We start from the raw sequence: 25,830 nt of genomic DNA, 5'->3' as shown, positions 1-25,830 counted from the left end.
GCGAGCACCGAACGGGCGACGCACGGCGCAACGCGAACCCTTGCAAACGAACGTGCGATCGCTATGCGACGGAAAGAGGCGATCCACAGTGCTGTGAAAGGTCTTTCGGTCGAAACGGTTTGGCGTGGAGCATCCCGACGTGGGCGAACAGCGAAACCCCGACGCTCGGCGGCGGGCAGTCGCGCGCAGCGCAATCTCGCGCCAGAGGCGCGACTGTTGGGGTGGCCCAGTGCCGGGGTGGAGCGAAGCGGAACCCCTAGAGCGTCTCGCCCACTCTCCTGCGGCCGCATTTCACTCGGTTCGCGCCAGGCGAGAGTCTGGTGCGGATCGAGCAGGCCGCAGGCTATCGTCGGACGGGCCAACGACTGGCTCTTGCGCTGAAAGCCCTTACTTGCAGCGCAACGCATATACGTAACCGTTATCGCGCGCCGCCCACTCTTGCGCAGTGGTGAAGAACGTCATGTCGTTGAAACCAAACTTCACCATGTTCGTTGTGGCATCAAGCAAGGTCAGGTCGTCACCAGTCATCACCTGGGCGCTGTACTCGGGGTGAGCGACACCTTCGCGGGCGGCGTGTAACACGTAGCGGATCTCTATGCGGTAGGTGCCGAGAGTCCGGTCACAACGGCGGTCGAACCGGACGCTGTGCTTAAACGACCTCCCGCCCGGACACAGGCTGATGACCCAAGGTGATCCATCGGGGGCAAACCCCGCATCCACGATCCGGTGGTCAACGTTCCACGCCTCGCTGTGAAACCACGCGTACATTTCATAGCCAAGGGTGTGTGCAGCATCGGCTTTTGTCCCTTCATTCAGAGAACGCATATCGATACTCCTTTGAGATGGAGGGGACGCCTCCCTTACGGAGGCGTCCATACGACGTTTAGCGAGAGGTGGTTTTGGCTGCGGGCTTACGCGGCTTCGCGGTCTTGCCGTCGTTCGCCTTCGTCACCTTTTTGGCAGGGGTCTTGGACGGCGCGGCCTTCGTAGGTGCCTTGGGTGCTGCAGTGGATTTTTTCGGTGCTGCGGTCGGCTTAGCCGACTTAGCCGGTTCGACAACGACCTTGCGGCGCATCATCTTCGGCAACCAGCCGGTGTTCGCAAGCAGCTTCTCGGCGTGCTTAACAGCGTCGCGCTTTTTCATCGTCACCACCTCGGCAGCAGCTTCTTTCGACACCGCTTCCTTGAGGACTTCACCGATCTGCGCGAGTGAGACGTAGGAGAGATACGTGGTCGCCGTAGCTTTCCACCATTTGGTCATGTCCACTCCAACCACGTCTGCTACCCCTTCCAGTCGGCTTGCATGTTTCTCCGACTGAACGACGCCATTAATGCCAACGGCGGTGAGGAATGCGAAGAGCGCCATGCGGTCGTCCAACGACAGTTGGAACAGTGCACTCATCAGTTCCTTACGGCTGCTCGGCAGCTTCGCCTTCCATTGCTGCTCGGTTGCTTCCAGTGCCTTCGCGGCGGCAGTTTCTTTGAGGTCGCTTGCGTCCCTCTCCAATTGGTGACGTTGCTCGGTCACACTCATGTTGAGGACACTCTCGCTCGCGCCTCGGAAGAAGTGGCCCCCGGCGAGCTTTTCGAGTGCGATCACGAACGCGGCTTCCGGGTTGGCTGCAATTTCTGCTTGCAAGGCAATTGAATGATGAGCACTCAAGCGGCGGGTAAGTGCGTCGGAGTGCGGCCCCTTTTGCGTGGCGCGTTCGGTGGCAGTCGCTTCTTTCGTGAGGCGCTTCACTTCCGAGTCGTCGCCTCGCTGCTTCGCAACAGCAACGCGATCCTCCCGACGCACAAGCCCTCGCTCAATGTGAAGTTCGCCGTCCCGGCCGACTCCGACGAAAGCACCGGTCATAGCAACCAATTCCGGCGCGTACGTGCGCAGCACGGCTTTGGCGCGAGCGATTCGGTCACGAAGGTCGTCCCGTCGTGCTTCGAGTGCTTCATACGTCTCACCGTCGATTTCGTCGTCTTCTGCTGCCTTATTGCACGCATCCTCTGCGGCAGTTGCGTCTGCGACAAGCGCATCGATGTACGCGGCTTCCTCGTCGGTCGGAGCGCGATCAACGTGAGCGATTCGCTCCAATTGACGCGCCTCGTCACCGGTCACCGAAATTTCCACCCACTGCCAGCCTTCGGCCTTTACGTCAGCGACGACGCTTTCTAACTTCTTCCGTTCGAGTTGATGGAGTAGATTGGAGTCGAGGATGTACCCCGCATCCTGATCTGCAAACAGATCGCGGCGAACGAGACCCCCCGCTTCTTCGTAGGCTTGAAGTGTCACGAACTTCACATGCGGGTCGGTTTGCACGTTGCGCTCCTGCTTGACGATCAGGTTGCGCAGTTGATCCGGGCGACGGTTCCAGTACCCCCTGAAGGCTTCAAACGCCTCCTCTTGCTCCGCATGTGTGTCAGCGAGAATCAGAACCTGCATCTCTTCGACCGTAATCTTGTCGTTCTCGAACAGGTCGAACAGCTTGGGCGAAACGGCCGTGAGCTTGAGCATCCCTTTCACTTTTGCGATGCTCGTGTTGAACGTCTTGGCGATGAAAGCGAACGTCCGGCCTTCGTCCGCCAGTTCCTTGATGCCGCGAAACAGCTTGGCCGGGTGCATAAGGCGACGGCTGACGTTCTCTGCCAAGCTGGCAAGTTTTGCGTCCGCCTTGGCAACCACCATCACCGGCACCGGGTAATCTTCATCGAAAGGTGCGATACCCTGCGCGACCAGCCATGCGAGCCCCGCACGGCGCTTCCGACCGCCAACCACGGGGTAAACGCCGTTCTCGAATGTCACCACGAGATTTTGGAGCAGCCCGTTGTTTGCGAGGATTGTCTCGCCGTACTCCTTCTCGATTTCAGGCGTGATGACTTCGTCCTTATTGACGTTGTCCTCCGAGTCCACAAGCAACTTGAAGGGGACGTTGATGGTTTCGCTGGCTTTCACTGCTTTCATGGTCTTTCTCCTTGCACGAGTTATCAAAAGGGCACTGCCGTGAAAAATCTCAATGAATGGGTTGCACAACGTCTGCGCCGATGGCGTAAGCCATGCGCTTTGCATCCGCGATGTCCGCCGCGCTAATTGCGCATGCTTTGCCGCAGAGCTTCGTGCCGTCGATGGCACAAAACTCGATGAACACCTGCACATAAGGACGCCCCTTGCGGTCGTTGCCGTAGAAGGCCGAAATGGTTTGCACGATTTCCATAAGCACTCCTGTTTTTCAGCTGACCGGGACCCAAGATTCCGAGTCCCAGCGAAGGGTTTGTTTTTGGTGGATCCGACCGCGGCTTACCCGCTGCCGCCAGTCCCCTTAGTTCGTCGTCCCGGCGACAAAGGAGGCCGGAGCCGGCGGACTGCAAGGGCATGCCGGAAGCCGCACGCGGAGCGCAGCCGCAGGCGAGCACCGAACGGGTGAGGACATGGCGAAGCGCACCCTTGCTGTCTGACGGTGGAGGGCTACTGTCGCGATTCGGGCGAGAACTAAGGGGATTGGCGGACCAGCCGACGCATATCGGAGCTGCCGGAAACGCTCGCGCGGCGAGCGCCTACACCTGGCCGTAGGCCGGGTCCGTACAGGTCGTTGAGCGGAGCAACGCGGAGCGTGCGTTAGGGATTGATGCCCGAAGGGGGCGAGACCGCTTCGCGGGCTCGATGCGCAGCACGAAAGCCCGGCCCGGCGAGCCGGGTAACGCCCTGTTTGGGCTGCGGTAGTTCGTAACCGCCACACGGAGCTGGTTCCAACGGCAGCAACGCTGTGAAACCACAAATGAGCGGCAGTGCTGTTTTGCAGCAGTGGGGCCCGCGTGCGGCCCTACTGCTGCGCGGGTGCCCTCGCGGCGGGGCGCAAGCCCCTAGAGCGGCCGCCTCACAGACCCCAATCCCTATCACTCGCTTCGCGGGAAGCTGGGCAAAATCACCCCGGTTTCCCGGCACACCCCGGCCGGCGAAACACTAGCCGGGGGTGTGCTCACGTCACTCCGCGCTTCGATGGTGGTCTGTCATGCCTGCGATGTATGCCTGCTCCAGCGCTCGCGCAATCGTCCAGACCGCTAGGTCATGAAAATCGAGTGAGTCGGAATGCCGGGATTCGAGCGTAGGAATTCCCAGAGTGGCTTCGGCGATATGTGTTAGCTCAGATCGAGCCGCATTAGATATGGTTGGTTGTGCCACGTTATCGGTCCCCGCGTTGATCTTTCCGGCCATTGCGTCGCTGGCCAGTTTTTGTATGTCCACATCCTCGCACGCAATCGCACGAACTTCCTCATCGGTGAGTTCTCCCAGGGTCTCGGCCACTCTCCGCTCTAGGTCGGCCTGGGCCAGTAACCGAACGTTCTGGCACTCGGCGAGAATGACGAGATGGTTCGGATTCACATTCGCGATGCCGCTGAGGTAAGCACGCAAATTCATCAGGATGCGATCGATGCTCAATTTGCCACCTCACGCGTATTCGCTTGTTGCAGTCGGCGCACGCCGGCGGCGTGGTATTGCGGATCCATTTCGATGCCGAGGAAGCGCCGACCGAGCTGGTGCGCGGCAACACACGTTGATGCGGAGCCGGCAAACGGATCCAGCACAATGTCGTTTGGCCGTGAAAACGACTCAATCAACTGCGAGAGTTGGGGCACTGGCTTCTGAGTTGGGTGGTGCCGGTTGCCGGAGTAGGACCAGCCAAGCACGTCGGGCAAGGGATCGGCCGGCAGGACAGGATTGCCCTTCGCAAGCAGATATGCCGATTCGTGCTGATAGCGCAAGAAACGCGACTTAGAAGCGTAGTTTTTGCTAAAAACGATGTGCCCGATGACGCGAAGCCCTGCGGCCTTCCAGGCGTCGAAGAACATGTCCACCTTGTTCCACCCGTAGAACGACACACATAGCGTGTTCGGCCGCATGACACGTCGGATCTGCGAAAAAGCAGGTCGCAGCCAGTCGCCCTGGACGTCGTTGGCGATCGCCCGGCCGGACCGATCAACGTAGTTCACCAGGTAAGGCGGATCGGTGAGCACAAAGTCGACGCAGGCGTCAGGAAATGTAGGCAGGATGGCGAGGCTGTCGCCCAAGATAAAGCGGCCCATAGCGTGCTCCAAAGAGTAGGAAGGGGCCACACGTGCGCTCGACCTAGCGAGGCGTAATCCGTGCGGCTTGGGGATGCGGGCGCGCGACGGACGACTGGTGTCAATGGATCGTGGAATACCGCAGCAGCGGAGCCGCGAGGATATGCCGCGAAAGCCGTTGAAGGTGCAGGCCAAGATGCGATGCTCCGTTCGCATCTCTGGTCAAGCCGGCACCAAGAGCCAGGCGAGCGAACGTCACCCCAAGCCGCAGGGGGGAAAGCTTAGGTGTCGGGTCGGTTGTGTGTTTGAGGGGGAGAAATCGGTTGGTGCCGTGGCGAAGCCCAACGGCTCGGGCCAGCAAGCGCGATCAGCGCGCTACCTGAGCGGCCGGTGAATGCCGGCGGCGAAGCTGAAGAGGCAGTCAGCGCCGGCGGCGAGCCGCCAGAGGCGCGTCGAGCAGCAACCGGCGCGCCGCTCTGCGGCGGGACGGCTAGAGTCCACCGGGAAATGGAGCGACGTCGGGCGCCCCATCGGAGTTACATGGATTCGAACATGTCCAGCTGGCGGGCGTCGACATTGGCCAGCATCGCGCTCGGGTGGTACGTGGGTTCGGGTGCAGCCGGTGCGGTGACGACCGGCACTACGGAGTCAAGTTGCTCCAGAAATTCGGCGAGAACAATTTCGCAAATTGGACTTACACCATGCCATTCATCCTTGTAAATCGACGTGTCGACGCCGGTACCCACTTCTAGGGTGATGCCTGTGTCCCGAAGGAACGCTTCACACTTCGTGGAAACGCAACGCTGGTAGTACTGCGCCCCCGAGTAGCGAAACGGTGCGGAAGGCTGCGGCACGATGAACGCACCGCGATTTGCAACACGCAGCGCAAGCTCGATAACCTTGTATTCGAACTCACTGCCCCGATAGGAACCGAAGTATTCGGACTCGCGGATCCGGCCGAACGGCGGGTTTGCGATGGCCATATCGAATGAAGGAAGATCGCGCCACCAGTCGCCAAAAACGTCAGCGTGAATCCACGTGGCATCCGGCATTACCTTGCGGCCGACGCGCACGAACTCGGCATTGCGCTCGACACACGTCAAATGGCGGTCGTCGGATTCGCAGGCAAACGCCAGCGCTCCAATCCCAGCGCACAAGTCCACGACGCGAGCGCCGGAGACTTCGATCGCCAGGTCTCTGGCCAGCCCGTAGGGCGTGAAGAACGCTCCGATGGCTGCATTATCCGTATGTGCGCCCTCCTGATAGTGCTCGAGTACAAACATCCGCTCGTCCACTGTCAACCGTCGCTCGAGCGCGACGAGCTGCTCGACTTCAGCCATCTGCTTTGCCTGTTGACGCGTCATTTTCATTTCCGAGATCTCCTTGCCGTTGTTGAGTTACCCGCCGGACCCCAAGATTCCGAGTCCCGGCGAAGATGTTGTCTTGCCGAACCAGCCGCTTCTCTCGTCGCTGCCGCCGTTCCCCTGAGTTCGTCGTCCCGCGAACGTGACGAGCGTCAGGCGCCTGGCGGTCAAGGGAGAAAGCGCGGGGTGGGTGCGGGACGGAGCGCAGCGAAGGACACGGCCTCGCGCGCCTTGACGGCCAGGCGAATGAGGCTACGGTCGCGAGGTATGGACGGCGAGCGAGGGGGATGCGGGAGAGTAGATGGCGCTGCAGGTGAAGCTAGACGCTCCGCGCGGCGAGCGCGCTACCTGAGCCGCTGGCGGCGAAGCTGTTCATGAGGGCATTACAAGATGCATGCGACGGGTGACAGCCGCCAGAGTCTGGACAATGGTGGAGATTGCTGCGAGGGAAATCGACGGAATGAATTGAGGCCGAAGATCGGCGTTGTCACACGCGACAAGGCTGACGTTCTTCGCCCCAGTGGCCACTGGGGCACCGCCCGCAGGCGCAGGCGATGGGGAATGTGCTTCGCGGTGTCGCTGTGGCTACAGGACAGCCCAAAAATAGGCCAAATGCTGCACTTCACCAGTGTCGCCTTCGATTCGCACAGGCGCTGGGAGCATCTCACCAACGTGCGGCTCAAACACAAACCCAACCGGACTGTAGGGCACGCCTTCAATGCGAGCGACCTGGATGCCACCGGGCAACTGAGCGGCTTGTGTATAGGCCTCCGAGGCTCGAGCCATCAAATATGACCTGACGTCACCGTCTTCGGTCAGTCGAACGACGGCGCCGCCAAGCTGAGGGATCCACTTTTGCTCTTTCTCAAGAGCGGATTTCATAACGGCCGCTACAGCCGCGTCCAGATTTTGCTTATCGAAAGCGATTGCCATTTTTGTGATTTAGATCGAGATGATGTGAGTGAACGTGAGTAACATCAAAACCAAGCAGGAGAATAGAAACAGACAAACAAAGAGTCCTAAGAATGCTCTGAGCGCTATCCGGTCAGACAGCGCAACAGTCAATCCGACGAATCGCCGTCCGGCACGCTTTGCCCGCAACCAATCCACCATCCATATGAGAGCGAAGCCCACAACAGCTATGGCAAATGAGTAGCCGAGAAGAGCCAGAATGCTCATCGAAGTGTCTCCACCTACGTTGTCCGTCGTTGATTGATCGTGGCATGACACGGCCACCGCTTGGCCGCCATCGGATTATCAAGCAAAGTCAGAGGATCTCCGCATAGTGTCGATCCGATAGGCACCCGAACTCGATCTCGGACGGATACTTGCGCAAGCCCTGCCGCGCGAGAGTAACTTCGCTGAACGCCCAATCGGAAAGGGAAAGGGGCAGGCGATAAAGTTCTCGCCGTCCCTCACCGTCGACCAAAATCGAAGCAAGAGCACACTTTCCATCTGCTATCGGCTCCGCTGGCAAGTTGGCGTCCCGACATTCGCTAAGATCGATCCAGACGAATGCAACCTTGAGCACTGAATACACAGCACCAGCATCCTTGGCCGATGCCAACGTGGGCATGGGTAGTTCTTGCAAGGCCTGCCATTCAGAAACCGCCGTCACGCTGCGCTCGCCCATGATTCTCACCTTCATCCGCTGTGGAAAATTCAGCATAGGCGGAGATCGAACATTGTGCGTCGAATTTCTTCAAGGTCACCGCCCGAAACGCCGCGCGATGCGATCGCGCCGTTCAAGCAGCGCATCGAGCTTCCGTTGGGCGACGTCCCACGCAGGCTCTCGTCTTAACAGGCTGCGACGGAGCCACGCATAGAATGGTGCCGTCCAGAGGTCGCGCCAAGTCTCAATACGCTTTGACTCGAGGCGTAAGAGAAAATCGGCAGCACGCACCCTCCGTTTCCAAGCTGTCATTTGCCGTTTTCCGTTGATTAGCCGTGAATGAGCCAGGTAGCAGAGCAGCCGAGGTAATCAGCCAGCTTTTCAAGAGTGCCAAATGGCGCCCCTGGAGCACCGTCAAACCAACTCTCCAACGACCCCGCACGTTCTTCACCAATCGCCTGAGCCAGATACGACAGCTTGGGACTGTGGTCCGGATGCTTCTCGAGAAACGTCGCGTGTGCGAAATGCAAGCGTTGGGCGAGACCAGTTCGCCGCTCCGCAAATTCCGCCTTAAGCCGAAATGGTGCGATATAGGTGTGGATCGCTTGTCGCAACTCGGCCTCCAACGACCGGTCGTGAGAAAGTGCAAGCGCCTCCATCCATGTCAGGTCATCCGGCAGGAGACCGCGCACGAGCACCGAAGACTTTTCGGCAGCACTTGGTTTGGACTTTGTCTTCTGAGTGGTTGTCATGTTCTTCCCTGGTCGTTTCTCCAAATCGCTGACAACTCAGTACGACGACTGATAGGCAACGCCCTGATTGAAGCGGCTCTGCCAGTGACGTAGATATTGTGCAGCGAGATCCGCATTGTTCCAAATCACCAGCACATTCTCCGAATTTCGCGACGCCGCCGAGGATGTGAAGTTGAATGACCCAGTTTCCACATGCTTTCCATCCACGACTATGTACTTGTCGTGATGGATTGCGTATCGATCAACCAACCGCGCCGGAATACCAGCGTTCACAAGCAGATTAAGCGCCTGCGCCGACGTCGAGTTTAGATTACCCTTGGCATCAATGACGATTGCAACGTCTACCCCACGCCGCTTTGCATCGATAAGGTGACGAACGACCTTCGGTGATGTGAATGAATATCCGGCCAATCGAATAGAAGACGCCGCAGATCCGATAACACGCAGCACCAGCGCTTCGGCTTCACCATCTGGGGAAAACGCAGCCTCGACCGATGACGGACTCTGCATCAATCGCTCGACTTGTACCGAAGTCGCATAGACTTGTGCCGTCGAGAATTCAGGCACAGTCTTGGCGGACGCAACCGGGGTGAGGAAAATCGCTAGCGCGACCCTGCACGCGTAAAGCATCCCTGACCTATAACTCATCTGGATTCCTCAGACTCCAAAGGCTCAATTTAGGTATCAACGTCGCTCTGAGCGAACAGAATATCGAATCCGGGTACAGGAATCACTCGGCCGTCGTTCAGACAGGCCGCAGCCGCAACGAAATGTTCGGCCGCCGCGCGTTGCGGGTAAGGCAACCAGTTGAGATGATTCAGCGCAGCTCTGCCCTCTTCGGCGAATACAGCTGCAGCTTCCTCGGGGTTGATTCCGATGGATCGGATCTGGTTGTTCACCAACGCAACAAGCGCGGCTCGGAAGGACTCTTTTCGCTCGGTTGCATTCATACTTTCCCCTCAAGCGTGTAGCCGGCCAGTTCGGCCTTCCGTTTCGCGCGGCCCATCGAGATCAGATCACTGATCGGCTGGCCCATCAAGGCCTCACAGGTCTCTGCCGAAACACTCTTCTCCTCGATGATGTCGCCGTTGGCGTCCTTGCGATCAGCCTGGAAGCTGGAGTATCCCGAAAACGCGGGGACGTTCTCCCATGCCATCTCGTCTTCCGACGCGCTGACAAAGCCGGCTCCACCGAGACAGACGGCCTCATTCATCAGGCCGTCAAAGAAGACCAGGTCGATATAGCCCACGCACGGGACTTCTGCTCTCCGATTCATGGGCCGCCCCCTAGATTCGCTGGAGCAACGCAGTCAGCCCTTTCTTGAGGGCGTCCCGCTCGCGGGTACTCAATGATTGAACAACCAGATCAAGGTGCGAATGCCATGCAGTTGCACGCTTAGCGGCATTCCGGCCTCGTGCCGTCAGGCTGAGGGCGACCGCTCGAGCGTCCTCGCGATCGCGCAGCTTTTTCACGAGCCCTTTTTCCACGAGCGTCTTAACTGCTTCACTCAGTGTCGGCGTCGTGAGTCGCATGCCCTCTGCGATCTCACCAAGGCGCAATGCCGTTCTCTGCTCAAGCAAGCGCACAAGCACTTCGCCTTGGGTCGGCGTAATACCGAGCGTCATAGCACCGTCCCAAGCCTGACGACGCATCGCCGCTGCCACTCGCGAAAGCGCTCCACTAACAGAAATGACTTTTTCCAATTCGATAACTCCTGTGAGTTCGTGGTGAATACACAGGAGTACTATATACCCCCATTGGGGGTATATCAAGATTTATTAGCATCCCAATGTAATATTTCTCTGATGTATGCCCACACTACATCCGGCATCGATCTAGCGTCGCTCGTATTCGCAGGGGCGAGCCATTTATCAAGCGTTTTTTCAGGGACACTAATCCGCTTCGCGAATGCTGAGCGCGTCATCTCAAGTCGACTCATGGCGTCTCGCAGAAACTCTTGTTGAGTCTGCGAACGCGCATTTTCTACTTCCATCAAATCACTCCACCTTCGATTAAAAATTTAGCTCGTCAACTCATCGATGCCCGTCCTGGCGACGCGGGTATGCGATCACCCACTCGTTTCCTGAGTAGTCGCGGTCTGACTGGAGGTTTCGTAGCGGTACGACAAGATCCACTTGAGACATCTCTCCACCACATGTTTTTGAAAACACTTCGAGCGACCAGGTCAACGTCGTCGGAATAGACTGCTGGCGTGACAAGCAAAGGCTTCTCTGCTCATCGGAATAGTCGTGAGTCAAGAGCAAATGGCTCCTGCCTTGTTACTGTCACCATGCGGAAATCGACGTGAAGCGGATTCAAAATGACGTTCCAGTCTGCCGGACAGACGACTGAGCGCACTTTCATCGCAACGGAGTTTGCCTCGCACAGCCACTGACGACCAATCTCGATCGTGGACGTGGGTATCGTGAGTTCATTCCAGTCAGACGGAAGCACCGGCTCATACCCGGTGTCTATCAGCTCGTCAGGGATATCAACCTCCACGAGAAAGAAATTCGCCGCAGGGACAAATCCGGACGCATGCACGCGCACTTCGAGCACGGCCGTCGATGCGTTAAGACTTGTGTACAGCGCAGGCATGCCAATCGGATTCCAGCGGCCTCCTGCTACGGCCGCCCCGTTCCCGCTCAAATCGTCAGCGCGATACTTTCCAGGCTTGTCTTTTGCCAAACGGAATAGCTTCATACACCCACGCCGTATTCGATCCGTTGAAGGATGCGCTGCACAGCGTCGTAGCCGGTCTGAGTATCCAGCATCGCTACCGGGCTCTCACCTCCCAATTCAGCGTGCGGGGCCTGCATCCATTGCGCGGCAATGTCTCGGCTCTCGAACACATCTGCCGCGTGCGCGTGCACAAGAAGGACGCGCGAAACGCGATCAGACTCGCCGCTACTCAGACGCTCGCCAGCGGCCAGCTTACGAGTCACGGTACTTGATGGAATCCGCAGATAGGCGAGCAGAGACTGAACGCTCGTCTTGAGCACCTCTGCAGCCACACGGCCGATGATGTTCGATTCCAAGCCCGTGCGTATTTCACGGCTTTGAGCAATCGGGTCTAACTGCATGAAAAGCGCGAGATCATCTGGCCACGCGCCAATGCCATTGGTGCCGATATGCGGCCGTGCAGCCCGAGCAGCTGGCCGGGCGGGTTTCTTTTCGGGGATTCGAGGGGTAGCCATGATCACTTCCTCCATAATGGCAATACAGCACACCCATTATGGCATAAATGCCCATTTGGGGAAAAGCCATCAGCCAAATTGGCATACTTGAATCATGGCGGCCTAGCCGGGTGACAGGAGTACGGGATCGGCCTTCGTAGGGAGGCTCTTCGAGGCTTTTCCTAGGTTAGATCCCGCCCCATGCTTCCAGGATAAAGCAAGGTGTCGCCTCACCAGCGCCAGCGTCCTGTTGCCCGGCGAGACGCACATCACGCGTTTCGTAGGCGGAGCCCTCGTTTTGAAAGTCCGTGAAGCTGATGCACACCTGCAGGTCAGCCGGCAAATCCTTCAAGGCGTTACGCAACTCTTCGATGGTCATGAGTACGGTCCTTTTTCCGTGGTGTTAGCGCTCGGAGCGAGCTGTGAGACTTTGCGGTGCGAGAAAGATAAGGGCAACTCCAGCGATCAAGATTCCTGCTCCCCACAATCCTGACGATGTGTCACCGGAGAACAGGCTGATAGCGGCCATGCGACCTCCAACGGCAATTGCCGTGGACACCGAGAGAAGCGTCACCTTGCCGATGCGGGTCAGGCCACCACCAATTAATACGTGGCACAGGCCGAACAGCCAAAGACAAATAAAGGCGCCTGTGACGAGGTTTTGCAGGAGTTCCATCGAATGATTTTTCCTATAGCCAGCAATCGCCGCCCAAGGCGGTAAGTGCATCGTCCTTGGCCAAATCTTCCGAAGCAAACGGAGCCGAATGGCTTCCGTGGTGCCGGCCGTCGATCACCTGGATCCACACCCAACCGGCCCCCGACATGATGACTTCAACAGTCGCGTATACGTGCTGGATGAATCCCGGCATATTTGGAACATCCAGTGAGGCTTGCAGCGTGTGGTAGGCCATTTGTTTTTCCTATCCGTGCGTCAGCTTGTGAAGTATCTGTTGATCTTGATGATGCTTTACGCGCTCTAGAGCGCGTTTGTCGCCGCGCTTAAAATCGCGTTGGGCCTTCTTCAGGCGCCTAGCTATTTTGGCCGCCTTAATCTTGTATTTGAGTTTGTCCATCCGTGTGTTTTCCAACCCTAGTGCCACCAGAGAACCACCCGTGTCGCGGCAGGAAGAGCAAGCACAAAAGCCGCGACTGCCCTCCCCCAATCACTTTGCGCAACACTTCGAAGATGCGGTGCGAGAAGATGCGCAGGTACCCACGTCAAAGGGACGTCGTACTTGTCTGTGGTGTAGTGCTTCAAACCGACTTCTTCATCAAACCATTCGACGCCATGCGGCAGCGGCAATGTGATCGGCTGAACGACCTCCCAGAGCTGCTTCTCGCCGCCATCGATTCGAAGCCGATTCGATGCAATCACAGGGTCTTGTGCGCGCATATACTTGTCAAACACGAGCGTTAGCGAAAGCGACATTTAGAACCCTTTCCGATTTAACGGCCGACGTTGTTCCATGCGCGCACCACCGCCGCCCTCGCTTGGCATTCCGGGCCGGACGAAGCGCTCAATGATCCAGTCGTAGGTCAGTGAGACAGTCATAGCAGTCGATTTTTTTCTAGTGGCTCACGGCCGGATAGGCGAAATCTTCGTCGGGAGTAAATTCGTACCGAGCCGGATCGCTCTCGAACATGACATAGCCCTCGACGCCCTTCTCGCGGAGCACCCTCACCGCGCGTCGGGTATTTGCGACCTCAACTTCGTGAAGCCTGCCCGCGTCGGCAGAGCGGCCGCCGCTCGACGCCCCCTCGCAACTGATCAAAAGCGTCATTTCTGCGCCCGAACCGGCCTTCCGTCCAAAGATCTGCCTATTCATCGAGTTTTCCCGGTGGTTATGTCTTCAGGAGTGGACGAGTGAGACAACCAATGCCACGATCGACACTGCGAGAGCCGCAGCGGCGACGAGCAACATTGAGGTATTGGTCATCCTCGCATAATAGAAGTCACGCATCTCCTTCATCCGCTCGCTCATCAATCCAAGATCCACCTTGCCGCCGTCGGGATCCTTGTACGTGCTGGAATAGGCCTGCCGGATCTTCGCCTCGATCGCGTCGTGAAATTCGTGATTCCAACTGTCCGTCCAGTCCACGAACCATCGCGCTATCTTCTTCTTGAACATGGGGATAAAGCTCCCGTTTTTTTCGTCTACGCCGTGCGGTTGAGAATCTCGACCTCGAAGCCTACCGGCCAACCGTCGCGGTGGACCTGGAGCGCATCCTCGGCAATGAGTTCGGGCACGACGCCCTCATAACCTTCATTCCTGGGCGTGATCATCAGAATCGCGCTTGGTATGCCTTTCGCCGCAGCAATCTGGCTCGCAAGCCACTTCAGCTCCTTCGTCCAATCGTTGACCTGCCGGTCAAGAATTGCCTGCTCTTCGGTCGTCGTCATCGCTTTTTTCCTTCGCGTCACACTTCGTCACGATGCGGAGTCTCCCCCCCGCGCTCAAACCACTGGTCGATTGCCTCTTTGGCGTAGCGAGCGCCATAGCTGGCCGAATAGATCTGCCCCTCCGCCACGCGCGTGATTTCGTTACCACCGCGCCAGGCCAAACCACCGCCGGACTGGATAAGCCAGCGCCAGCCAAGCTGGCCGTCCGTTGTCGTCGGCTCGATAAAGCACATGTATCCATCGCGTTGACGACTCATTCCCTTGTCGGTCGGCTCCCACGCGCTGGTGTGGAGTTGCCAATCGTTTGCAAGTTGCTCGAAGGCGCGGCCGCCGTTCGCGAAATACGTATGAACCTCGGCGCGCGGGCAACTGTCCATCCGCAGCACCAGAAGCATGTCTTCAAAAATTTCCTGATCGACGCTGCGTAAGTCTGTCATGTCAAACGGGAAACGTTGGCCGTTGTACAACCCAAGCAGAAATGCCGCGACCTTTCGGCACTGTCCGCTGTTGCCGTGGGCAATGTCGAAGAGACGCTTCAACGCCGGCAGGCCAGCATCATAATCGGTGTCCCGACGCTCGCTTGCTTCACGTATCTCCCGCTCCCATTCGGCCTGCGCACGGCGCTGATCTTCCGGCGAGTCTTCAATCAATCGGGATGCCATGTTGTGTTTCCTTTTTGTGGTCAATCGAAATTTCGTGCGGCTCCATAAGCGGCGCGACCTTCATCACAACATGCTTCATAGTAGACCTCCAGATCATCAGGAAGGTGCACCAGATGAGGCGTTCTGAAGATGTGATCTGGCGACTTTGCTCGCACGTTTTCGTATAGAAAGAACGTACTGCTTAACGCACCGTCCAGCGTCGGTATATTCATCACCTGCTGGTCGTCTAGGTGGGCAACGAACTTGTCTCGATAGACACGCATCTGATCCAAATACCGCTTCCAGTCCTCGAGACTGATTCCGGTCGCTGCCAGCAGGCCGGAAAGAAACTGCTTCTGGTCATCGTCAGCGCGCACAAAGCGCTTCCAGTGATGACGTGCGTTTCGATCAGCAAATAGTTTGCACCATTCGAGAACGGCGATATCCAGCAAGTCACCATTGACCGTGGCGCCAAATTGCGAAGGTTGTTTCAGAGAGCCTGTGCCGTCCTCTCCGACAAATCCGACGCGGTAGTAGGCTATGTTGCGGACGCAGTGGCAGCACAACAACGAGAGTCTGCGGACGAACCTTGGCTCCAGTTGGGGGGCTTGCATTGGCTTTGTCCTTTTCCTGGTCTAGGGGAGTGCGATAACGCACTCCAATTTGGTCCACTTGTTCATGTCCACGTCGTCGTGGGTCTCCGAAATCCACGCACCATCCGGATACGAGCAAAGGCACAGCGAATTGTCGTCAGACAGAATCTTGTCAGCCTCCGGCGACCAGTCTTGCCCTTTCTCAAGCATGGTCCTGGCCAACTCTACGATTTGCGGCGTGATATGTGACATGCACCTATTCTCCGATTTTTCCGCATGATTAGTTTGCTGAAGGTCTGAACACCGCGACCCGACCGCTTCCGATGCAGCGAGCACACGGAAGCCCCCGTGCACCTTGGCAGGAAGCGCATGCAACCTCGACGTACTCACCGCGCCCCGCCCCGCTGCAAATGCTGCATTCGATTTCGATGGGGGGCCGTGTGGCCACAGTCACTCTTCCGAGCCCACGGCACGACTTACAGGTTCCGATCGTCGGCGTCTTCATGGAACGTCTCCCGGTTACTTGTCGTACACAGAGCGCAGATAACCGGCGTACTCGCTCATGTTGCCCATCAGGATCGAACGGCTGTCGTCAGCGCCGCGACTGCCTGACGCGTCATTGCAATCGATACATGCGAGCAAGTAGGCGCTCAACGCGTCGCGTGCAGCCTCCAATTTACGCGCGCACTCTACTGCGGCTTTCTTCCTGGCCGCCTCGGCGCGTGCCTGTGCCTTAACCTCGCGATCACTCTTCCAGTCGTCACCCGTCATCGAGAGTTGCGTAGGCACCGGCTTGCGAAACGGCAGTGTGGGTTCGAAGCTCATGGCAATTTTCCGAGCGTTTACTTGCCACTCATTTTAGTATCACCATGATACTTGTCAAGAAGCTTTGCGAACTTCTTCGTAAGGCCCTCGTTGTGGATCAAAAGCATGCCGACTAGCGCGCGCGCTGTTTGGTCTGTGATCACCTGCGTACCGGTGGCAATGCGTTTGACGCTGACGACGGACAGTCCAAGCTCACATGCGGTTTGCGGATGTGTCCACCCTAGCTCGGCTTGAATCTCTCTGAATTGTTCGGGGGTCACTGTAAGCCTCGAAAGCAGATGAAAAAATAGCATCATGATGATACTTTTTCGTCACGAAGAATTCCAGCCCGCCAATACGTGTTACGAGGAGGTCGCTCGCTGATTGAGCGTGAGTCCGGTGCACACGGGAAAACGGGGTTCCATCGGAAAATCGCACATCGATGTCTTGGCGCACACGTCGATAACCCTATACACCCAGGATGAGCAGCGTCTGCATGCGCCGTATTGAGCACATGGCCGTCTGCCCGTCACTGGATGTGACCATGTGGAAGTTGCTGTCTCGCGCCGCGCGCGAGGTCTGGAACGTGCTGTGCTTTATCGGCTTTCTGGCCAAGGGGCTCTTCGGGGTGCTGCGACTCGTGTGGCTCGCGCTGTGCCACCCGCTGCGCACGCTCGGACTCGCGATTCTCGGCTACGTTCTCATCATGACGGTACTCAGCACTGTCCTGCCACCGGGCTGACGCTGAGAGCCCCGTCATTTGGCGGGGCTCGATGCTACCGGCTTGCAAAACCACGCCTGGGCGTAGACTTCAACATGGCGTCGGCGGACCTCGATCTCCTCGACGCCAGCGAAAATCACCCCTTCATCGTTGAGTCGAACGTACTCAACGTTGTGCAGGGTCGGCAACAACGGCACACCGGATGCCCTGCCGCAGGCGGTTACGGTGATGGCCTTGACCCGCAGTTGTTTGCCCGATCGATAGCCGCCGGCGTAGGACCAACTACACAGATAGCCGCGCACCGACGGACTCGCTTCATAGTCCGCCTTAGAGAGTTTTTCGCCTGCGCGGCGAAGCCGTTTCACGTCGACAAGCATAATGGACAACACTGTACGTTTGTACAGCATTATAGGCAGACGACGATGGTTATCACAAGCGGTTGTCCGGCGGGGCGAGGAGCCCGCCCGGCATCCCTTGCTACTCAAGGAGGCGTCGATGTGCTATTCGGCCCAGGTGGAAGCGAGCTTTCGCCAGTACGAGCGGATGTTCGGGGCGCAGCTCGACCTGCCCGCATTTTTCGGCCTGTATGCCGGGCGCGCCGCTGGCGACAAGGTCAAGGTACCCAAAGCAGTCGATGCCGCATTTAAACGGGCGGCCGACCCGCAGACGGCCGACATTCGCGAGTCGATTCGCCGATTCGAGATCACACAGGCCGCCACGCTCGAGCAGGAGCTATTCAAGCAGCGCGCGCGCTTGGGCGATGCCGAGCGTAGTCTGCAGACGAAAGTGACGAAAGCCGCCGCCGAGAGCAAGCGTATTGCGACTGACAAGATCACCGCGACGTTGCGACGCCTGGACGATCTTCGCCGAGATGAACTGAAGGACCGCGACTCACGCATCTTCCCCGGCGTGTATGCGCCAGTGATGGTGATGGAGGGTGGCCGCCGCGTGATCAAACCGATGCGTTACCAGTGTCGGCCCGCCGGCAAGCCAGCGAACTATGACACGAGGTTTCCGGCGACGTACAACGCAAGAAAAGATTCGCTGGATGGCTTCTGGAAAGGCCAGTTTGGTGTCACGCACGGTTTGGTTCTCGTGAGTGTTTTTTACGAAAACGTGAGCCGGGCCCGCATGGAGCACCGCGAGTTGGCGCCGGGCGAAAAAGACGAAAACGTGGTGCTGGAGTTCCGGCCGGACGCCGACGAGCCGATGCTCGTTGCCTGTCTCTGGTCGCACTGGACCGGCGCCGGCCAGCCAGATTTGGACTCGTTCGCAGCCATCACTGACGAGCCGCCGCCCGAGGTTTCAGCGGCTGGCCACGACCGGTGTATCGTGCCGATCAAGCCCGCCAACGTCGACGCATGGCTCAGCCCGTCGCAGGACGACTTGCAGCGTCAGTTTGCGATCCTCGATGATCGTGAGCGACCTTACTATGCGCACCGGCTTGCCGCTTAAGTCGGATGAATCCGACGACGACATGGCTCGGTGCACGTAACAAATGACGAATTGTGGAACTCAAAAGCCGGTATCGAATTGCGCCGCTACCTGCCCGCAAAATGCCTCAACCTGTCCGGACAACTGACGCACGTCATTTTCACTGATCACAACGGGATTACCCTCTTTATCGGTTCCGCTGCGGTGCACGATGTCGTGCCGCGCCTGAAGTGCGTCTTGAAAATCCTTCGTGCTCGGTAGCGCGACGCCCAGTCCCTTCTCGTAGAGCGGGGACACATCTTTCCAGCGGTGCCATACGAGGTGGTACAAGTACTCCCGCACCTTAGCCCGCAGGCCCTCGTATTCAGTAAAGATTTCCCTGAGCGATATTGTCTGTTGCGAAAATGTCGGCAGGAGGGTGATGCAGTTTTTCACTCTCTCATCGTCCTGATCGAGCCAGTAGAGCGCCGTCTCGTAGAGGAACGCTTCGAGTGCTCCGAGTGTTTGCACATACACCAACTGAGTCGCCAGTGCCTGAGCCGCAGGATCGCCCGTGAGCGTCATGACCGCGTTCCCTTCCTGCAGCCGCGCTTTCAGCCTTGCAAGTGGTACGTCGGAGGCGGGGACGTCGGGCTCATCCCACTCCCAGTCCTCCTCCTCCCGCTCGTGATAGATCGGCGCCCAATTGTCTCCAACCTCCGACTCCAAGTCGCCAGCGACTTCCTGAATAACGTCATCCGGCACGACGTCGCCGAATTGCTGATTTAATTCGTCGTCGGGGGAATACGGGCCACCGTGCACAAACAAGTAGCCCCCCTCTTGGCCGTTATACGGCGTGTCGATCGCCGGATCGCAATAGCGATCAGTGAACCATGCGCGAAGCGCGACGACCTGGCTTTCGCGCGGCGCGGTAACAAGCCATCGTTCGTTCAGATCACGCGGCCCGACGACATTCTTGCGCGGCAGAAAAGCTTCTGGCGGCAGGTCGTACTGGTTCACGTCGTCCATTCGGTCATTCCAACCCATCGCAATCCTCGAGAAAAATTCTGCTTATCATTCAATCGCGCTCGCATTACGCTTCATCGCACTCCGCTTGCGCCGCCAGATCGACTTCGCGCTCTGCCCTCTCACAAGGCCTCGGCATTCTGCTCGGCCGATGGCGCCATCGACAGATCACGCAGTGATTGAGCGGACTCGCGTGTCTGGTCATGTAGACCAGCCCTTCACGCGTGGGTGCCTGGGATCACTGTTGGCGGACACCTTCTAACCCACTCGTAAATCCGCGCCGCCTGCTGGTAGTTGATGATGTGCCAGCCGTGGGGTACTGGTTCGACAAATGCGCGGATTTCCTCAGGCGAGTACGAAAATTCTTTCGGCAGTTTCAAGACCCGCTTGACCGTCGCGTCGGCAGCATTGCATTGCTCGCACAGGACCGTCTCGGGGAATCGTGCATAGGGTGAATTCCAGAGGAGCCTCCCACCGCGACGATCGCCAGCATGATCATGGTGGCGGTGATAGCCTCCGGCCCACCCCAAGAACTTCGTCGGCAAGTGCGGAAAGCGCATCGTCCAACGGAGGACCTCAAAGGTGCTCCGACAGCACCCAGGGCATCTCCAATCAGGTGGGAGCGACTTGTACAAGGCATGACAGTGATGTCCGTCATATGCCACAAAGTCCGCATGTGTCGGAATCCTGCGCTCGGCGTTGCGCTTGCGCGTGAGCTGTTGTGTCCAGTCGAACTTATCTTTGCCACTCATCCTTAGTGCCCCTCGCCCACTTGCCTTCTTCCAGCGCCACCGGCTTTCGCCTGCGAATGCCGGCAAGGCATGCCCGCCATACCGACGCTACGCGATCCGCTCGAACGTGATTAGATCGGTGAAATCGAACCCCGTTTGACTTTCCTTATGGTCAAGCACGAGTCGAATCTTCTGCTCGCGCGCCAGCCCACGCGCGACCTTGATCTCGGATTGGAATCGACGAAGCGTGTCTTCCTTTCCATCGCTCGGCCGAACCGTCGTGGTCTGCCCAACCCCACTGGCGGCATAGGCTTCCGAAACCGTATTCCACATGACGGATCTCCTTCGTTGGTTGAGGTGTGGACAAACGACTTGCCAAATCACCGGCAGGTAGCCGGAATGGACTCGCGAACGATCTGCCAGCGTCCACCTTGTCCGCCGCCGAGTGCCCAGTCTCCCTGCCCAGCGATCTGGCCGCCGGTAGCACTGGCGAAACGTCCCACGAACAGTGCCCCCGTGGCGACGGAGCCGCTCGAGAAACTGCCATCTCCCGCAATGACGCCACCGAAGGCGAACTGCCGTCCATCTGCTGACATCGCGGAGCCGCGCAGGGTGCCGTCGGCGGCCTCCACCACGGCCATCAGAGTGCCGGAATCGGTGTTACCCGAGTAGACACCACGATAACTGCCTGCCACCTGGCAGAAGCTGGGTGCCGCATGCGCGTAGACACTGGCGAGAAGCAACCCTGCAGCGCTGATCTTCTTCAACATTCGTAAGCCCCTTTTGCCATGCGAATTCCCTACATCATGAGGACATGACACAAACACCAAACACGATTCCAGCCACGAAGACCACCGCCCAGGCTTTCATGGGGCCTTGCTCCGTACCGTCCGTTTTGCCCGCCCGAAACAGCGCGAGCGAATAGGCAATAAACGCAATGATGCCAATTGTCATGGGCATGATCCACTCCTGCGTTGTCGCTCAGATGGTTGCCACCCTGCGACGTTACCCCTGAACCCAGCCGCACCGAACTGGACAATTTTGACGTTTTGCCCCACAATCCTACACCCCCACCGCTTCGGACTCCATACCATGGCGAGCAACGGATTTGTGGGGTCCGTGTTCGTCACGCAACGGCCAGCAGCCGACGAGGAAAAGTAACATGAGTAGAGATATGGTTGACCTGACGCTCACCAAACGATACATCTTGGTGACAGAGCATTTGGAGAAAGCCGGCACGGACATCGAGCACGCTGACGACGGCTTGATCGAAGAAGCCCACCGTGAAGCCGACAAGGTGCTCGGCAAGGGCAAAAACAACTAAGTGAGCCCCCTACCGCACGTCGGCTAGTCGCCGAATACCTTATTCATGTCGGCGGCGCGCCGGCGTTTCTCCGGATGGAGGTACTTCGACGTGGTGGCTATGCTGGCGTGCCCCATCAGCTTTTGTACGACCTCTAGTGCGGCGCCATGCTCGAGCGCATGCGTGCCAAAGGTATGACGCAGCCAATGCGGCGTGGCTTGAGTTAATGCGCTGGCGGCTTGCGCCGATTCTCCCTCTAGCGCCTGTGCGGCTTTGCGATAGCCGCTCTCGATGACCTGGCGCAATGCGGCCGGCGTCAATGGCGCATGCCGTGACGCTATTACTCTCACCGGTTTGGCACCAATCGGCACTGGGCCAGTCGCCCCTGCCGCTCGCCCAACCTGCGGGCCTTGTGCGCCTGACTCGGCTTCGGCCGAGTCGTTGCGATTACGCTCGTCGGGCAAGCGCCCGATCAGGGCCACCTTCGCCAGTGCCGGGTCGGTCGCCATCTGCTGCAGGCCGCCGCTAACACCACTCCGTGCGGTGGCCACGCCTCGCCCCGCCAGATGCGCCTCGATACGACGCACCAACGATCCGGCCAGCTCAACCTCTCGCTGTTTGCTGCCCTTGCCCAGCACCGACAAGCTCCACACCGAGCCACTGCCTGCCAGCATCGTGCATCGCAAATCGCCCACTGTCGCGCGCGCCAGTTCCGCAAGACGCAACCCCGTTGTACGCCCCAACTGCAAAACAAACAGCGTGCGCTCGGCCGCCACGTCGTGAATCGCCTTCGGGCGCCAGTACGCTTCCAATGCGTCCCACACGGCATCGGCGAGCACGTGCTCGACGTGCATCGAGTCGAACGCCTGCCCGCGCGGCTTCGCCAATAGCCCGAAGGGATTGACGCGCAAGTACTCCGACTTCACCAGCCAATTGCACATGCCCTGCAGCACGGTCATCGACAGGCGCACACTCGCTTCATCGAGCGGCTTCGAGAACGGGCGCCAGGCACTGGTAAAGCGTGCGGTCCCGCGCGGCGCGATCCAGTGCGCCGGCGGCGCGGCGAGGAACGCCCGGTAGGCGGTGCAATCTTCCACGCTCAGTTCCGTGAGCGGACGCCGGCACACAAATGCGAGCCAATTCAGGAATCGCTCGGCGTGCTGGCGATAGGACTGCACGGTACCGGCGCTGCGCCCAGCTTGCGTAGCGGCAAGCCACACTTTGACCGCGTCGAGATCGTTGCCGGCGCGGACCTGTCGGGTGGGCGCGAAGGCGCCAGCGTCGGCTCTCTGCGGCGCGATTTCGCGCCCGGTACCGCCGACCGGCACGCCCCCTGACATGCCGCTCGCCAGCTCGGCCGCACTCTGGCCACGGGCCTTGGCGTCGACGTCGACGCGATGGCGATCGCGCGCGAAATCCGGCCATACCAGCCACTCGAGCGGCGCCACACCGTCGACGTGTACCCGCGCTGCACGCTTGGCCTCGCCGGTCAGCTGGCGGCGCGGCGTGAGTGCGATCGACGGCAGCGTGCGCCCCAGCGAGTCGGCGTGATCCGCGAGCCACTGCTGCAAGCGATTGGCGCCGGTCTCGCCCAGGCCACGGACCTTGGTATACCAGCGCGGGCCGCGTTGCGTAATGACGTCGAACAGATCCGCCAGTTGCACGACGCCGGCGTGCTCGAGGCGGCGCGCGAGCGCCGGGTGAAACCAGCCCGCGCAGTGATGGTGCTGGGACGGCTCCACAGCCAGCAGTGTCTGAAGCGCGCGCAGGGCCACGATCTGACGCTTGCGCAGCCGCTCGTTGCGCTCGGCGCGGCGGTCCGGTTTGGCCTCCGGGTAACGTTCGGCGAACAGCTCTAGCAGCTCGCGCTGGCTGTAGAAGCCGTCCGGGTCGTGCTCCTCGGCAAACTCTTCCAGACTCGGTCGCGGGGGTGCCACGGCTGACGCCGCCGGTGCGTGCGCATCCGGTGCAAGTTGCTTGGGCGTGATCGCGAGCAGGCGCGCCGCGCCGTGGTCCTGCGCGCGGCGCGCACCGGCAATCAACCGCTCCTGGATCCACGCGAGCGTGGAGCGCGCCATGCGCAGATCGAGTCCGGTTTCCAGATACTGGTCGGCCAGCTTGTCGAGTGGCAGACGCTCCAGATAACCGCGAAAGAACGCGAAGTGGTCGATGCCCAGGTGTTCGCGTCGCTCCCACTCGGCGCGCGTGCGCGCCCGCCCTCGAACGGCGCGCGATGCACGCTCGTCCTTTGCGGTAGCGGTGCTGCCGCGCGCCGTTTCGACAAAGGACACGTCCTGCGGTGCCGTCGATAAAGGCGAAGCCTCGGGCGCGGGCGGTTTGTTCGACATGGTCATTCGCCCACCAGGCTATTCAGGCTGGGCGAGATCGCGGTGGCGATCATCAACTCGCCTGCGCTACCCAGCAACAGCGCTTCGAGCCGGTCGGCTGTCAGTGTGCGCGCGACGTGATCGGCCTGCAGGTGCACGGCGAGTTCGCTCGTGGCGATCGCAAGCAGTTGCGATGCATATGGCGTCATGCCACTGGCCGCCGTCGCCTGAAACGCAAACAGCGAAGCGAGCATGCTGGCGTCGCCGCTTCGACCGGCTGCCGCGAGGTGCCCCCGTCGCTGCTCGACGTGACGATTGATCAGATTCCAGACCAGCTGCTCGAGCTGCTTGGCCAGCACGCGTAGCAATTGGGCATCGTGCGCCGGCTCGCCCGTTGCGGCCGACTCGACGGCGGCAACCGCCGCGCGCGAAATCTCGCGCACCACATGCCCGTGCATGCGTTGTCCCAACGCGGTCACCGCGGCTTGCAGTTCGGCCTGCGGCGGGATGACAGCGCGCATGGTCGCGTCAAACCGGTGCGCCGAGCCGGTCAGGTCCGTGCGCAACTGGTCATGCGGCTGGCGTCGCTCGAGCGGGTTGATGTCGATGCAGACTTCGCGGCTTTCGGTGACTGCCGTGCTGTGACCGAAAGCGATGCGGTAATGCAAGGTTGAAAAAAGTGACACCTGCGCGTAGACCAAGCCGTCGGTCGCGTCCATGCCGATCACCACCCGGTGCCCAAAGGCAAACGCGTTGGGCCGATCTTGCCAGCCATCGACCAGTCCCCAGCTCACGGCAACCTCTGCAGGCAGTGCCCGTTGGGCGACATCGCGCGCGCGCTGCGCTTCCGCAACGTCCACTTCGGTGACCGGCGTTGTGCCCGGTTTGAGGGCTTCGCCCTTGGCCCGCCGGCTCGCTTGGAAAGCGGCGTCGAGTTCGACTCGCGCCAGCTGCGTTTCGGCATGAGTGAATTGAATGAACGGTCTGAACGCGACGTCACGGGCCAGCTCTGGGTAGAGCCACGCGAGATAGGTCTGGGCGATATAGGCCATGCCTGCGCTCGCGCGTAGCCCCCCGAAATCCGTGCCCTTCGATATCCGGCTGGGTAGCACGGTGGTGCCGGGCTCGCCCTGCCCCACGATGTGGACGTTTCGCTGCGCGCGGCGTTGCTCCGCGACCCACAGATCCTTCTGCCGCTGGTTGGTCACCCGCATATCGCGCCGCTCGCCCAACTCCTCGCCGCCGTCGGCCCCGCCTGTGATCACCTCGACGGCGTCAGTCACCGGTGTCTGGAGCAGCGCTTTTTCCGTGGACAACGAAACGGCCGTATCGAGTCCAGGCACCGCGACCATCGTGGCCTGCGGCCCGTCCTCACGACGGTTATCGGACACGACGCCCAGTTGCGCATTAAGCGGTTCGAGTTGACGCTCAATCTCCGCTACCAGCGCACCATAGCGCCGGTTGTGAGTGCCGCAGTAGATTCGCCCGGTCTTCTGCCGTCCGCCCAGCACCGCCGGAAACAAGTGCTCATAGCTGTCGGCGCGCGCGCCGCACACGAGACAGGTCGCTGCCATCGATTCCCCGCTAAGTGTCGCTTGCAGTCTAACTTGAGACTGCAAAACTCCATATTTTCAATTAGTTAGGAAAAATCTCGCAACGCGCGAGTCGTTGGCTTTTGCAGATTAAGTCGAGATTTTTCCGGTTTTCCGCCCGCTAACTTGAGACTTTTTTTGGGCGCCAGCGGTATTACGCAACGACCGCACTACGTCCAGACGTGGTCGCCCCCCGTGGCACGGGCCTTCGGCGGGACTCTCAAGTTAGCGTGCGGGACTCTCAAGTTGAACTGCGAATGACACTAAGTCATTGAACTACCGGCATTTTAGGCCAGAGGCAATGTAAAACGCCAGACTAAAA

The 25,830-nt window shown here is 59.4% G+C and carries 36 protein-coding genes; 3 read left to right on the top strand and 33 right to left on the bottom strand.

Annotated elements, in window-relative coordinates; all coding sequences use genetic code 11:
• Positions 1 to 387 precede the first annotated feature (387 nt).
• From PAQ31011_RS25530 to PAQ31011_RS25400, 26 genes are all read right to left on the bottom strand, one after another.
• Complete coding sequence (locus PAQ31011_RS25530) at positions 388 to 825, bottom strand: hypothetical protein (protein WP_150578425.1); 438 nt, start codon at positions 823 to 825, stop codon at positions 388 to 390.
• Positions 826 to 883: 58 nt separating this feature from the next.
• Positions 884 to 2,956 (bottom strand): ParB/RepB/Spo0J family partition protein, encoded by a 2,073-nt coding sequence (locus PAQ31011_RS25525; protein WP_150578424.1) that lies wholly within the window; start codon positions 2,954 to 2,956, stop codon positions 884 to 886.
• A gap of 49 nt (positions 2,957 to 3,005) precedes the next feature.
• Positions 3,006 to 3,206: a hypothetical protein gene (locus PAQ31011_RS25520; RefSeq protein WP_150578423.1), complete on the bottom strand. Its 201-nt coding sequence runs from the start codon at positions 3,204 to 3,206 to the stop codon at positions 3,006 to 3,008.
• 767 nt (positions 3,207 to 3,973) lie between these two features.
• A complete protein-coding gene (locus tag PAQ31011_RS27050; protein WP_425495142.1) occupies positions 3,974 to 4,429 on the bottom strand; it encodes a DUF6900 domain-containing protein in 456 nt (151 codons plus the stop codon).
• Positions 4,426 to 5,073 carry a DNA methyltransferase gene (locus PAQ31011_RS25510; protein ID WP_150578422.1) on the bottom strand — a complete coding sequence of 216 codons (648 nt, stop codon included), beginning with the start codon at positions 5,071 to 5,073 and terminating at the stop codon, positions 4,426 to 4,428. The genes PAQ31011_RS27050 and PAQ31011_RS25510 overlap by 4 nt, the downstream gene beginning before the upstream one ends.
• 515 nt (positions 5,074 to 5,588) lie before the next feature.
• Positions 5,589 to 6,422: a methyltransferase gene (locus PAQ31011_RS25505; RefSeq protein ID WP_150578421.1), complete on the bottom strand. Its 834-nt coding sequence runs from the start codon at positions 6,420 to 6,422 to the stop codon at positions 5,589 to 5,591.
• Between the two features lie 579 nt (positions 6,423 to 7,001).
• A complete protein-coding gene (locus tag PAQ31011_RS25500) occupies positions 7,002 to 7,349 on the bottom strand; it encodes a hypothetical protein (RefSeq protein WP_150578420.1) in 348 nt (115 codons plus the stop codon).
• 9 nt (positions 7,350 to 7,358) lie between these two features.
• Positions 7,359 to 7,595 carry a hypothetical protein gene (locus tag PAQ31011_RS25495; RefSeq protein WP_150578419.1) on the bottom strand — a complete coding sequence of 79 codons (237 nt, stop codon included), beginning with the start codon at positions 7,593 to 7,595 and terminating at the stop codon, positions 7,359 to 7,361.
• An 88-nt stretch (positions 7,596 to 7,683) separates the two neighbouring features.
• On the bottom strand, positions 7,684 to 8,085 hold the full coding sequence (locus PAQ31011_RS25490; RefSeq protein ID WP_150578418.1) for a hypothetical protein: 402 nt from the start codon (positions 8,083 to 8,085) through the stop codon (positions 7,684 to 7,686).
• Positions 8,086 to 8,357: 272 nt separating this feature from the next.
• A complete protein-coding gene (locus PAQ31011_RS25485; protein WP_150578417.1) occupies positions 8,358 to 8,780 on the bottom strand; it encodes a hypothetical protein in 423 nt (140 codons plus the stop codon).
• Positions 8,781 to 8,816: 36 nt separating this feature from the next.
• Positions 8,817 to 9,428, bottom strand: coding sequence for a phospholipase D family nuclease (locus PAQ31011_RS25480; RefSeq protein WP_150578416.1), 612 nt, complete (start codon positions 9,426 to 9,428; stop codon positions 8,817 to 8,819).
• A gap of 29 nt (positions 9,429 to 9,457) precedes the next feature.
• A complete protein-coding gene (locus tag PAQ31011_RS25475; protein ID WP_150578415.1) occupies positions 9,458 to 9,730 on the bottom strand; it encodes a hypothetical protein in 273 nt (90 codons plus the stop codon).
• Positions 9,727 to 10,029 carry a hypothetical protein gene (locus PAQ31011_RS25470; protein WP_150578414.1) on the bottom strand — a complete coding sequence of 101 codons (303 nt, stop codon included), beginning with the start codon at positions 10,027 to 10,029 and terminating at the stop codon, positions 9,727 to 9,729. Before PAQ31011_RS25470 ends, PAQ31011_RS25475 begins: the two co-directional genes overlap by 4 nt.
• 37 nt (positions 10,030 to 10,066) lie before the next feature.
• Positions 10,067 to 10,483 (bottom strand): MarR family winged helix-turn-helix transcriptional regulator, encoded by a 417-nt coding sequence (locus PAQ31011_RS25465; protein ID WP_150578413.1) that lies wholly within the window; start codon positions 10,481 to 10,483, stop codon positions 10,067 to 10,069.
• Positions 10,484 to 11,015: 532 nt separating this feature from the next.
• A complete protein-coding gene (locus PAQ31011_RS25455; RefSeq protein WP_150578411.1) occupies positions 11,016 to 11,483 on the bottom strand; it encodes an RES family NAD+ phosphorylase in 468 nt (155 codons plus the stop codon).
• Positions 11,480 to 11,977: a type II RES/Xre toxin-antitoxin system antitoxin gene (parS, locus tag PAQ31011_RS25450; protein ID WP_150578410.1), complete on the bottom strand. Its 498-nt coding sequence runs from the start codon at positions 11,975 to 11,977 to the stop codon at positions 11,480 to 11,482. Before parS ends, PAQ31011_RS25455 begins: the two co-directional genes overlap by 4 nt.
• Before the next feature lie 166 nt (positions 11,978 to 12,143).
• Positions 12,144 to 12,335 (bottom strand): hypothetical protein, encoded by a 192-nt coding sequence (locus PAQ31011_RS25445; protein WP_150578409.1) that lies wholly within the window; start codon positions 12,333 to 12,335, stop codon positions 12,144 to 12,146.
• A gap of 24 nt (positions 12,336 to 12,359) precedes the next feature.
• On the bottom strand, positions 12,360 to 12,632 hold the full coding sequence (locus PAQ31011_RS25440) for a hypothetical protein (protein ID WP_150578408.1): 273 nt from the start codon (positions 12,630 to 12,632) through the stop codon (positions 12,360 to 12,362).
• A 13-nt stretch (positions 12,633 to 12,645) separates the two neighbouring features.
• Positions 12,646 to 12,867 carry a hypothetical protein gene (locus PAQ31011_RS25435; protein WP_150578407.1) on the bottom strand — a complete coding sequence of 74 codons (222 nt, stop codon included), beginning with the start codon at positions 12,865 to 12,867 and terminating at the stop codon, positions 12,646 to 12,648.
• A gap of 179 nt (positions 12,868 to 13,046) precedes the next feature.
• Positions 13,047 to 13,385, bottom strand: coding sequence for a hypothetical protein (locus tag PAQ31011_RS25430; RefSeq protein WP_150578406.1), 339 nt, complete (start codon positions 13,383 to 13,385; stop codon positions 13,047 to 13,049).
• A gap of 139 nt (positions 13,386 to 13,524) precedes the next feature.
• Positions 13,525 to 13,782, bottom strand: a complete 258-nt coding sequence (locus tag PAQ31011_RS25425) for a hypothetical protein (RefSeq protein ID WP_150578405.1) — start codon at positions 13,780 to 13,782, stop codon at positions 13,525 to 13,527.
• 24 nt (positions 13,783 to 13,806) lie between these two features.
• On the bottom strand, positions 13,807 to 14,085 hold the full coding sequence (locus PAQ31011_RS25420; protein ID WP_150578404.1) for a hypothetical protein: 279 nt from the start codon (positions 14,083 to 14,085) through the stop codon (positions 13,807 to 13,809).
• Between the two features lie 26 nt (positions 14,086 to 14,111).
• Positions 14,112 to 14,357: a hypothetical protein gene (locus PAQ31011_RS25415; protein ID WP_150578403.1), complete on the bottom strand. Its 246-nt coding sequence runs from the start codon at positions 14,355 to 14,357 to the stop codon at positions 14,112 to 14,114.
• Between the two features lie 17 nt (positions 14,358 to 14,374).
• The gene (locus PAQ31011_RS25410) at positions 14,375 to 15,019 is read right to left on the bottom strand and encodes a DUF7673 family protein (protein WP_150578402.1); all 645 of its coding nucleotides are present in this window, start codon (positions 15,017 to 15,019) and stop codon (positions 14,375 to 14,377) included.
• 20 nt (positions 15,020 to 15,039) lie between these two features.
• The gene (locus tag PAQ31011_RS25405; protein ID WP_150578401.1) at positions 15,040 to 15,612 is read right to left on the bottom strand and encodes a hypothetical protein; all 573 of its coding nucleotides are present in this window, start codon (positions 15,610 to 15,612) and stop codon (positions 15,040 to 15,042) included.
• Between the two features lie 498 nt (positions 15,613 to 16,110).
• Positions 16,111 to 16,416, bottom strand: a complete 306-nt coding sequence (locus PAQ31011_RS25400; RefSeq protein WP_150578400.1) for a hypothetical protein — start codon at positions 16,414 to 16,416, stop codon at positions 16,111 to 16,113.
• Positions 16,417 to 16,891: 475 nt separating this feature from the next.
• On the opposite strand from PAQ31011_RS25400, the gene PAQ31011_RS25395 reads away from it, so the two are divergent.
• Entirely contained in the window at positions 16,892 to 17,137 is a 246-nt protein-coding gene (locus PAQ31011_RS25395) for a hypothetical protein (protein WP_150578399.1), read from the top strand.
• Between the two features lie 14 nt (positions 17,138 to 17,151).
• Here PAQ31011_RS25395 and PAQ31011_RS25390 read toward each other — a convergent pair whose 3' ends face one another.
• Positions 17,152 to 17,523 (bottom strand): hypothetical protein, encoded by a 372-nt coding sequence (locus PAQ31011_RS25390; RefSeq protein WP_150578398.1) that lies wholly within the window; start codon positions 17,521 to 17,523, stop codon positions 17,152 to 17,154.
• 88 nt (positions 17,524 to 17,611) lie between these two features.
• Between PAQ31011_RS25390 and PAQ31011_RS25385 the strand changes: the two genes are divergently transcribed.
• Positions 17,612 to 18,571, top strand: a complete 960-nt coding sequence (locus tag PAQ31011_RS25385; protein ID WP_150578397.1) for an SOS response-associated peptidase family protein — start codon at positions 17,612 to 17,614, stop codon at positions 18,569 to 18,571.
• 60 nt (positions 18,572 to 18,631) lie between these two features.
• Here the strand turns inward: PAQ31011_RS25385 and PAQ31011_RS25380 are convergent, their stop codons facing one another.
• From PAQ31011_RS25380 to PAQ31011_RS26525, 4 genes are all read right to left on the bottom strand, one after another.
• Positions 18,632 to 19,558, bottom strand: coding sequence for a hypothetical protein (locus PAQ31011_RS25380; RefSeq protein ID WP_150578396.1), 927 nt, complete (start codon positions 19,556 to 19,558; stop codon positions 18,632 to 18,634).
• 836 nt (positions 19,559 to 20,394) lie between these two features.
• A complete protein-coding gene (locus tag PAQ31011_RS25370) occupies positions 20,395 to 20,619 on the bottom strand; it encodes a hypothetical protein (protein ID WP_150578395.1) in 225 nt (74 codons plus the stop codon).
• Between the two features lie 47 nt (positions 20,620 to 20,666).
• Positions 20,667 to 21,029: a hypothetical protein gene (locus PAQ31011_RS25365; protein WP_174990265.1), complete on the bottom strand. Its 363-nt coding sequence runs from the start codon at positions 21,027 to 21,029 to the stop codon at positions 20,667 to 20,669.
• 61 nt (positions 21,030 to 21,090) lie between these two features.
• Entirely contained in the window at positions 21,091 to 21,246 is a 156-nt protein-coding gene (locus PAQ31011_RS26525; RefSeq protein WP_174990264.1) for a hypothetical protein, read from the bottom strand.
• Positions 21,247 to 21,460: 214 nt separating this feature from the next.
• Here PAQ31011_RS26525 and PAQ31011_RS26520 point away from each other — a divergent pair, with 214 nt between their 5' ends.
• A complete protein-coding gene (locus tag PAQ31011_RS26520) occupies positions 21,461 to 21,610 on the top strand; it encodes a hypothetical protein (RefSeq protein ID WP_174990263.1) in 150 nt (49 codons plus the stop codon).
• 23 nt (positions 21,611 to 21,633) lie between these two features.
• Here PAQ31011_RS26520 and PAQ31011_RS25360 read toward each other — a convergent pair whose 3' ends face one another.
• Together PAQ31011_RS25360 and PAQ31011_RS25355 are read right to left on the bottom strand one after the other, a co-directional pair.
• Positions 21,634 to 23,937: a phage integrase family protein gene (locus PAQ31011_RS25360; RefSeq protein WP_174990262.1), complete on the bottom strand. Its 2,304-nt coding sequence runs from the start codon at positions 23,935 to 23,937 to the stop codon at positions 21,634 to 21,636.
• Between the two features lie 2 nt (positions 23,938 to 23,939).
• Positions 23,940 to 25,490: a hypothetical protein gene (locus PAQ31011_RS25355; protein ID WP_150578392.1), complete on the bottom strand. Its 1,551-nt coding sequence runs from the start codon at positions 25,488 to 25,490 to the stop codon at positions 23,940 to 23,942.
• Between the last annotated feature and the right edge of the window lie 340 nt (positions 25,491 to 25,830).

It is taken from the genome of Pandoraea aquatica (genome assembly GCF_902459565.1).
In the GTDB taxonomy this organism is placed as follows: domain Bacteria; phylum Pseudomonadota; class Gammaproteobacteria; order Burkholderiales; family Burkholderiaceae; genus Pandoraea; species Pandoraea aquatica.
Note: the sequence above shows the minus strand (reverse complement) of the source record. Positions and strands in the feature narration are given on the sequence as shown.

Excerpts from the sequence above, each read along its gene's own strand:
- PAQ31011_RS25530 (WP_150578425.1), bottom strand. The coding sequence starts at position 825 with ATGCGTTCTCTGAATGAAGGGACAAAAGCCGATGCTGCACACACCCTT.
- PAQ31011_RS25525 (WP_150578424.1), bottom strand. The coding sequence starts at position 2,956 with ATGAAAGCAGTGAAAGCCAGCGAAACCATCAACGTCCCCTTCAAGTTG.
- PAQ31011_RS25520 (WP_150578423.1), bottom strand. The coding sequence starts at position 3,206 with ATGGAAATCGTGCAAACCATTTCGGCCTTCTACGGCAACGACCGCAAG.
- PAQ31011_RS25510 (WP_150578422.1), bottom strand. The coding sequence starts at position 5,073 with ATGGGCCGCTTTATCTTGGGCGACAGCCTCGCCATCCTGCCTACATTT.
- PAQ31011_RS25505 (WP_150578421.1), bottom strand. The coding sequence starts at position 6,422 with ATGAAAATGACGCGTCAACAGGCAAAGCAGATGGCTGAAGTCGAGCAG.
- PAQ31011_RS25500 (WP_150578420.1), bottom strand. The coding sequence starts at position 7,349 with ATGGCAATCGCTTTCGATAAGCAAAATCTGGACGCGGCTGTAGCGGCC.
- PAQ31011_RS25495 (WP_150578419.1), bottom strand. The coding sequence starts at position 7,595 with ATGAGCATTCTGGCTCTTCTCGGCTACTCATTTGCCATAGCTGTTGTG.
- PAQ31011_RS25490 (WP_150578418.1), bottom strand. The coding sequence starts at position 8,085 with ATGCTGAATTTTCCACAGCGGATGAAGGTGAGAATCATGGGCGAGCGC.
- PAQ31011_RS25485 (WP_150578417.1), bottom strand. The coding sequence starts at position 8,780 with ATGACAACCACTCAGAAGACAAAGTCCAAACCAAGTGCTGCCGAAAAG.
- PAQ31011_RS25480 (WP_150578416.1), bottom strand. The coding sequence starts at position 9,428 with ATGAGTTATAGGTCAGGGATGCTTTACGCGTGCAGGGTCGCGCTAGCG.
- PAQ31011_RS25475 (WP_150578415.1), bottom strand. The coding sequence starts at position 9,730 with ATGAATGCAACCGAGCGAAAAGAGTCCTTCCGAGCCGCGCTTGTTGCG.
- PAQ31011_RS25455 (WP_150578411.1), bottom strand. The coding sequence starts at position 11,483 with ATGAAGCTATTCCGTTTGGCAAAAGACAAGCCTGGAAAGTATCGCGCT.
- parS (WP_150578410.1), bottom strand. The coding sequence starts at position 11,977 with ATGGCTACCCCTCGAATCCCCGAAAAGAAACCCGCCCGGCCAGCTGCT.
- PAQ31011_RS25445 (WP_150578409.1), bottom strand. The coding sequence starts at position 12,335 with ATGACCATCGAAGAGTTGCGTAACGCCTTGAAGGATTTGCCGGCTGAC.
- PAQ31011_RS25440 (WP_150578408.1), bottom strand. The coding sequence starts at position 12,632 with ATGGAACTCCTGCAAAACCTCGTCACAGGCGCCTTTATTTGTCTTTGG.
- PAQ31011_RS25435 (WP_150578407.1), bottom strand. The coding sequence starts at position 12,867 with ATGGCCTACCACACGCTGCAAGCCTCACTGGATGTTCCAAATATGCCG.
- PAQ31011_RS25430 (WP_150578406.1), bottom strand. The coding sequence starts at position 13,385 with ATGTCGCTTTCGCTAACGCTCGTGTTTGACAAGTATATGCGCGCACAA.
- PAQ31011_RS25425 (WP_150578405.1), bottom strand. The coding sequence starts at position 13,782 with ATGAATAGGCAGATCTTTGGACGGAAGGCCGGTTCGGGCGCAGAAATG.
- PAQ31011_RS25420 (WP_150578404.1), bottom strand. The coding sequence starts at position 14,085 with ATGTTCAAGAAGAAGATAGCGCGATGGTTCGTGGACTGGACGGACAGT.
- PAQ31011_RS25415 (WP_150578403.1), bottom strand. The coding sequence starts at position 14,357 with ATGACGACGACCGAAGAGCAGGCAATTCTTGACCGGCAGGTCAACGAT.
- PAQ31011_RS25410 (WP_150578402.1), bottom strand. The coding sequence starts at position 15,019 with ATGGCATCCCGATTGATTGAAGACTCGCCGGAAGATCAGCGCCGTGCG.
- PAQ31011_RS25405 (WP_150578401.1), bottom strand. The coding sequence starts at position 15,612 with ATGCAAGCCCCCCAACTGGAGCCAAGGTTCGTCCGCAGACTCTCGTTG.
- PAQ31011_RS25400 (WP_150578400.1), bottom strand. The coding sequence starts at position 16,416 with ATGAGCTTCGAACCCACACTGCCGTTTCGCAAGCCGGTGCCTACGCAA.
- PAQ31011_RS25395 (WP_150578399.1), top strand. The coding sequence starts at position 16,892 with ATGCGCCGTATTGAGCACATGGCCGTCTGCCCGTCACTGGATGTGACC.
- PAQ31011_RS25390 (WP_150578398.1), bottom strand. The coding sequence starts at position 17,523 with ATGCTGTACAAACGTACAGTGTTGTCCATTATGCTTGTCGACGTGAAA.
- PAQ31011_RS25385 (WP_150578397.1), top strand. The coding sequence starts at position 17,612 with ATGTGCTATTCGGCCCAGGTGGAAGCGAGCTTTCGCCAGTACGAGCGG.
- PAQ31011_RS25380 (WP_150578396.1), bottom strand. The coding sequence starts at position 19,558 with ATGGACGACGTGAACCAGTACGACCTGCCGCCAGAAGCTTTTCTGCCG.
- PAQ31011_RS25370 (WP_150578395.1), bottom strand. The coding sequence starts at position 20,619 with ATGTGGAATACGGTTTCGGAAGCCTATGCCGCCAGTGGGGTTGGGCAG.
- PAQ31011_RS26525 (WP_174990264.1), bottom strand. The coding sequence starts at position 21,246 with ATGCCCATGACAATTGGCATCATTGCGTTTATTGCCTATTCGCTCGCG.
- PAQ31011_RS26520 (WP_174990263.1), top strand. The coding sequence starts at position 21,461 with ATGGTTGACCTGACGCTCACCAAACGATACATCTTGGTGACAGAGCAT.
- PAQ31011_RS25360 (WP_174990262.1), bottom strand. The coding sequence starts at position 23,937 with ATGTCGAACAAACCGCCCGCGCCCGAGGCTTCGCCTTTATCGACGGCA.
- PAQ31011_RS25355 (WP_150578392.1), bottom strand. The coding sequence starts at position 25,490 with ATGGCAGCGACCTGTCTCGTGTGCGGCGCGCGCGCCGACAGCTATGAG.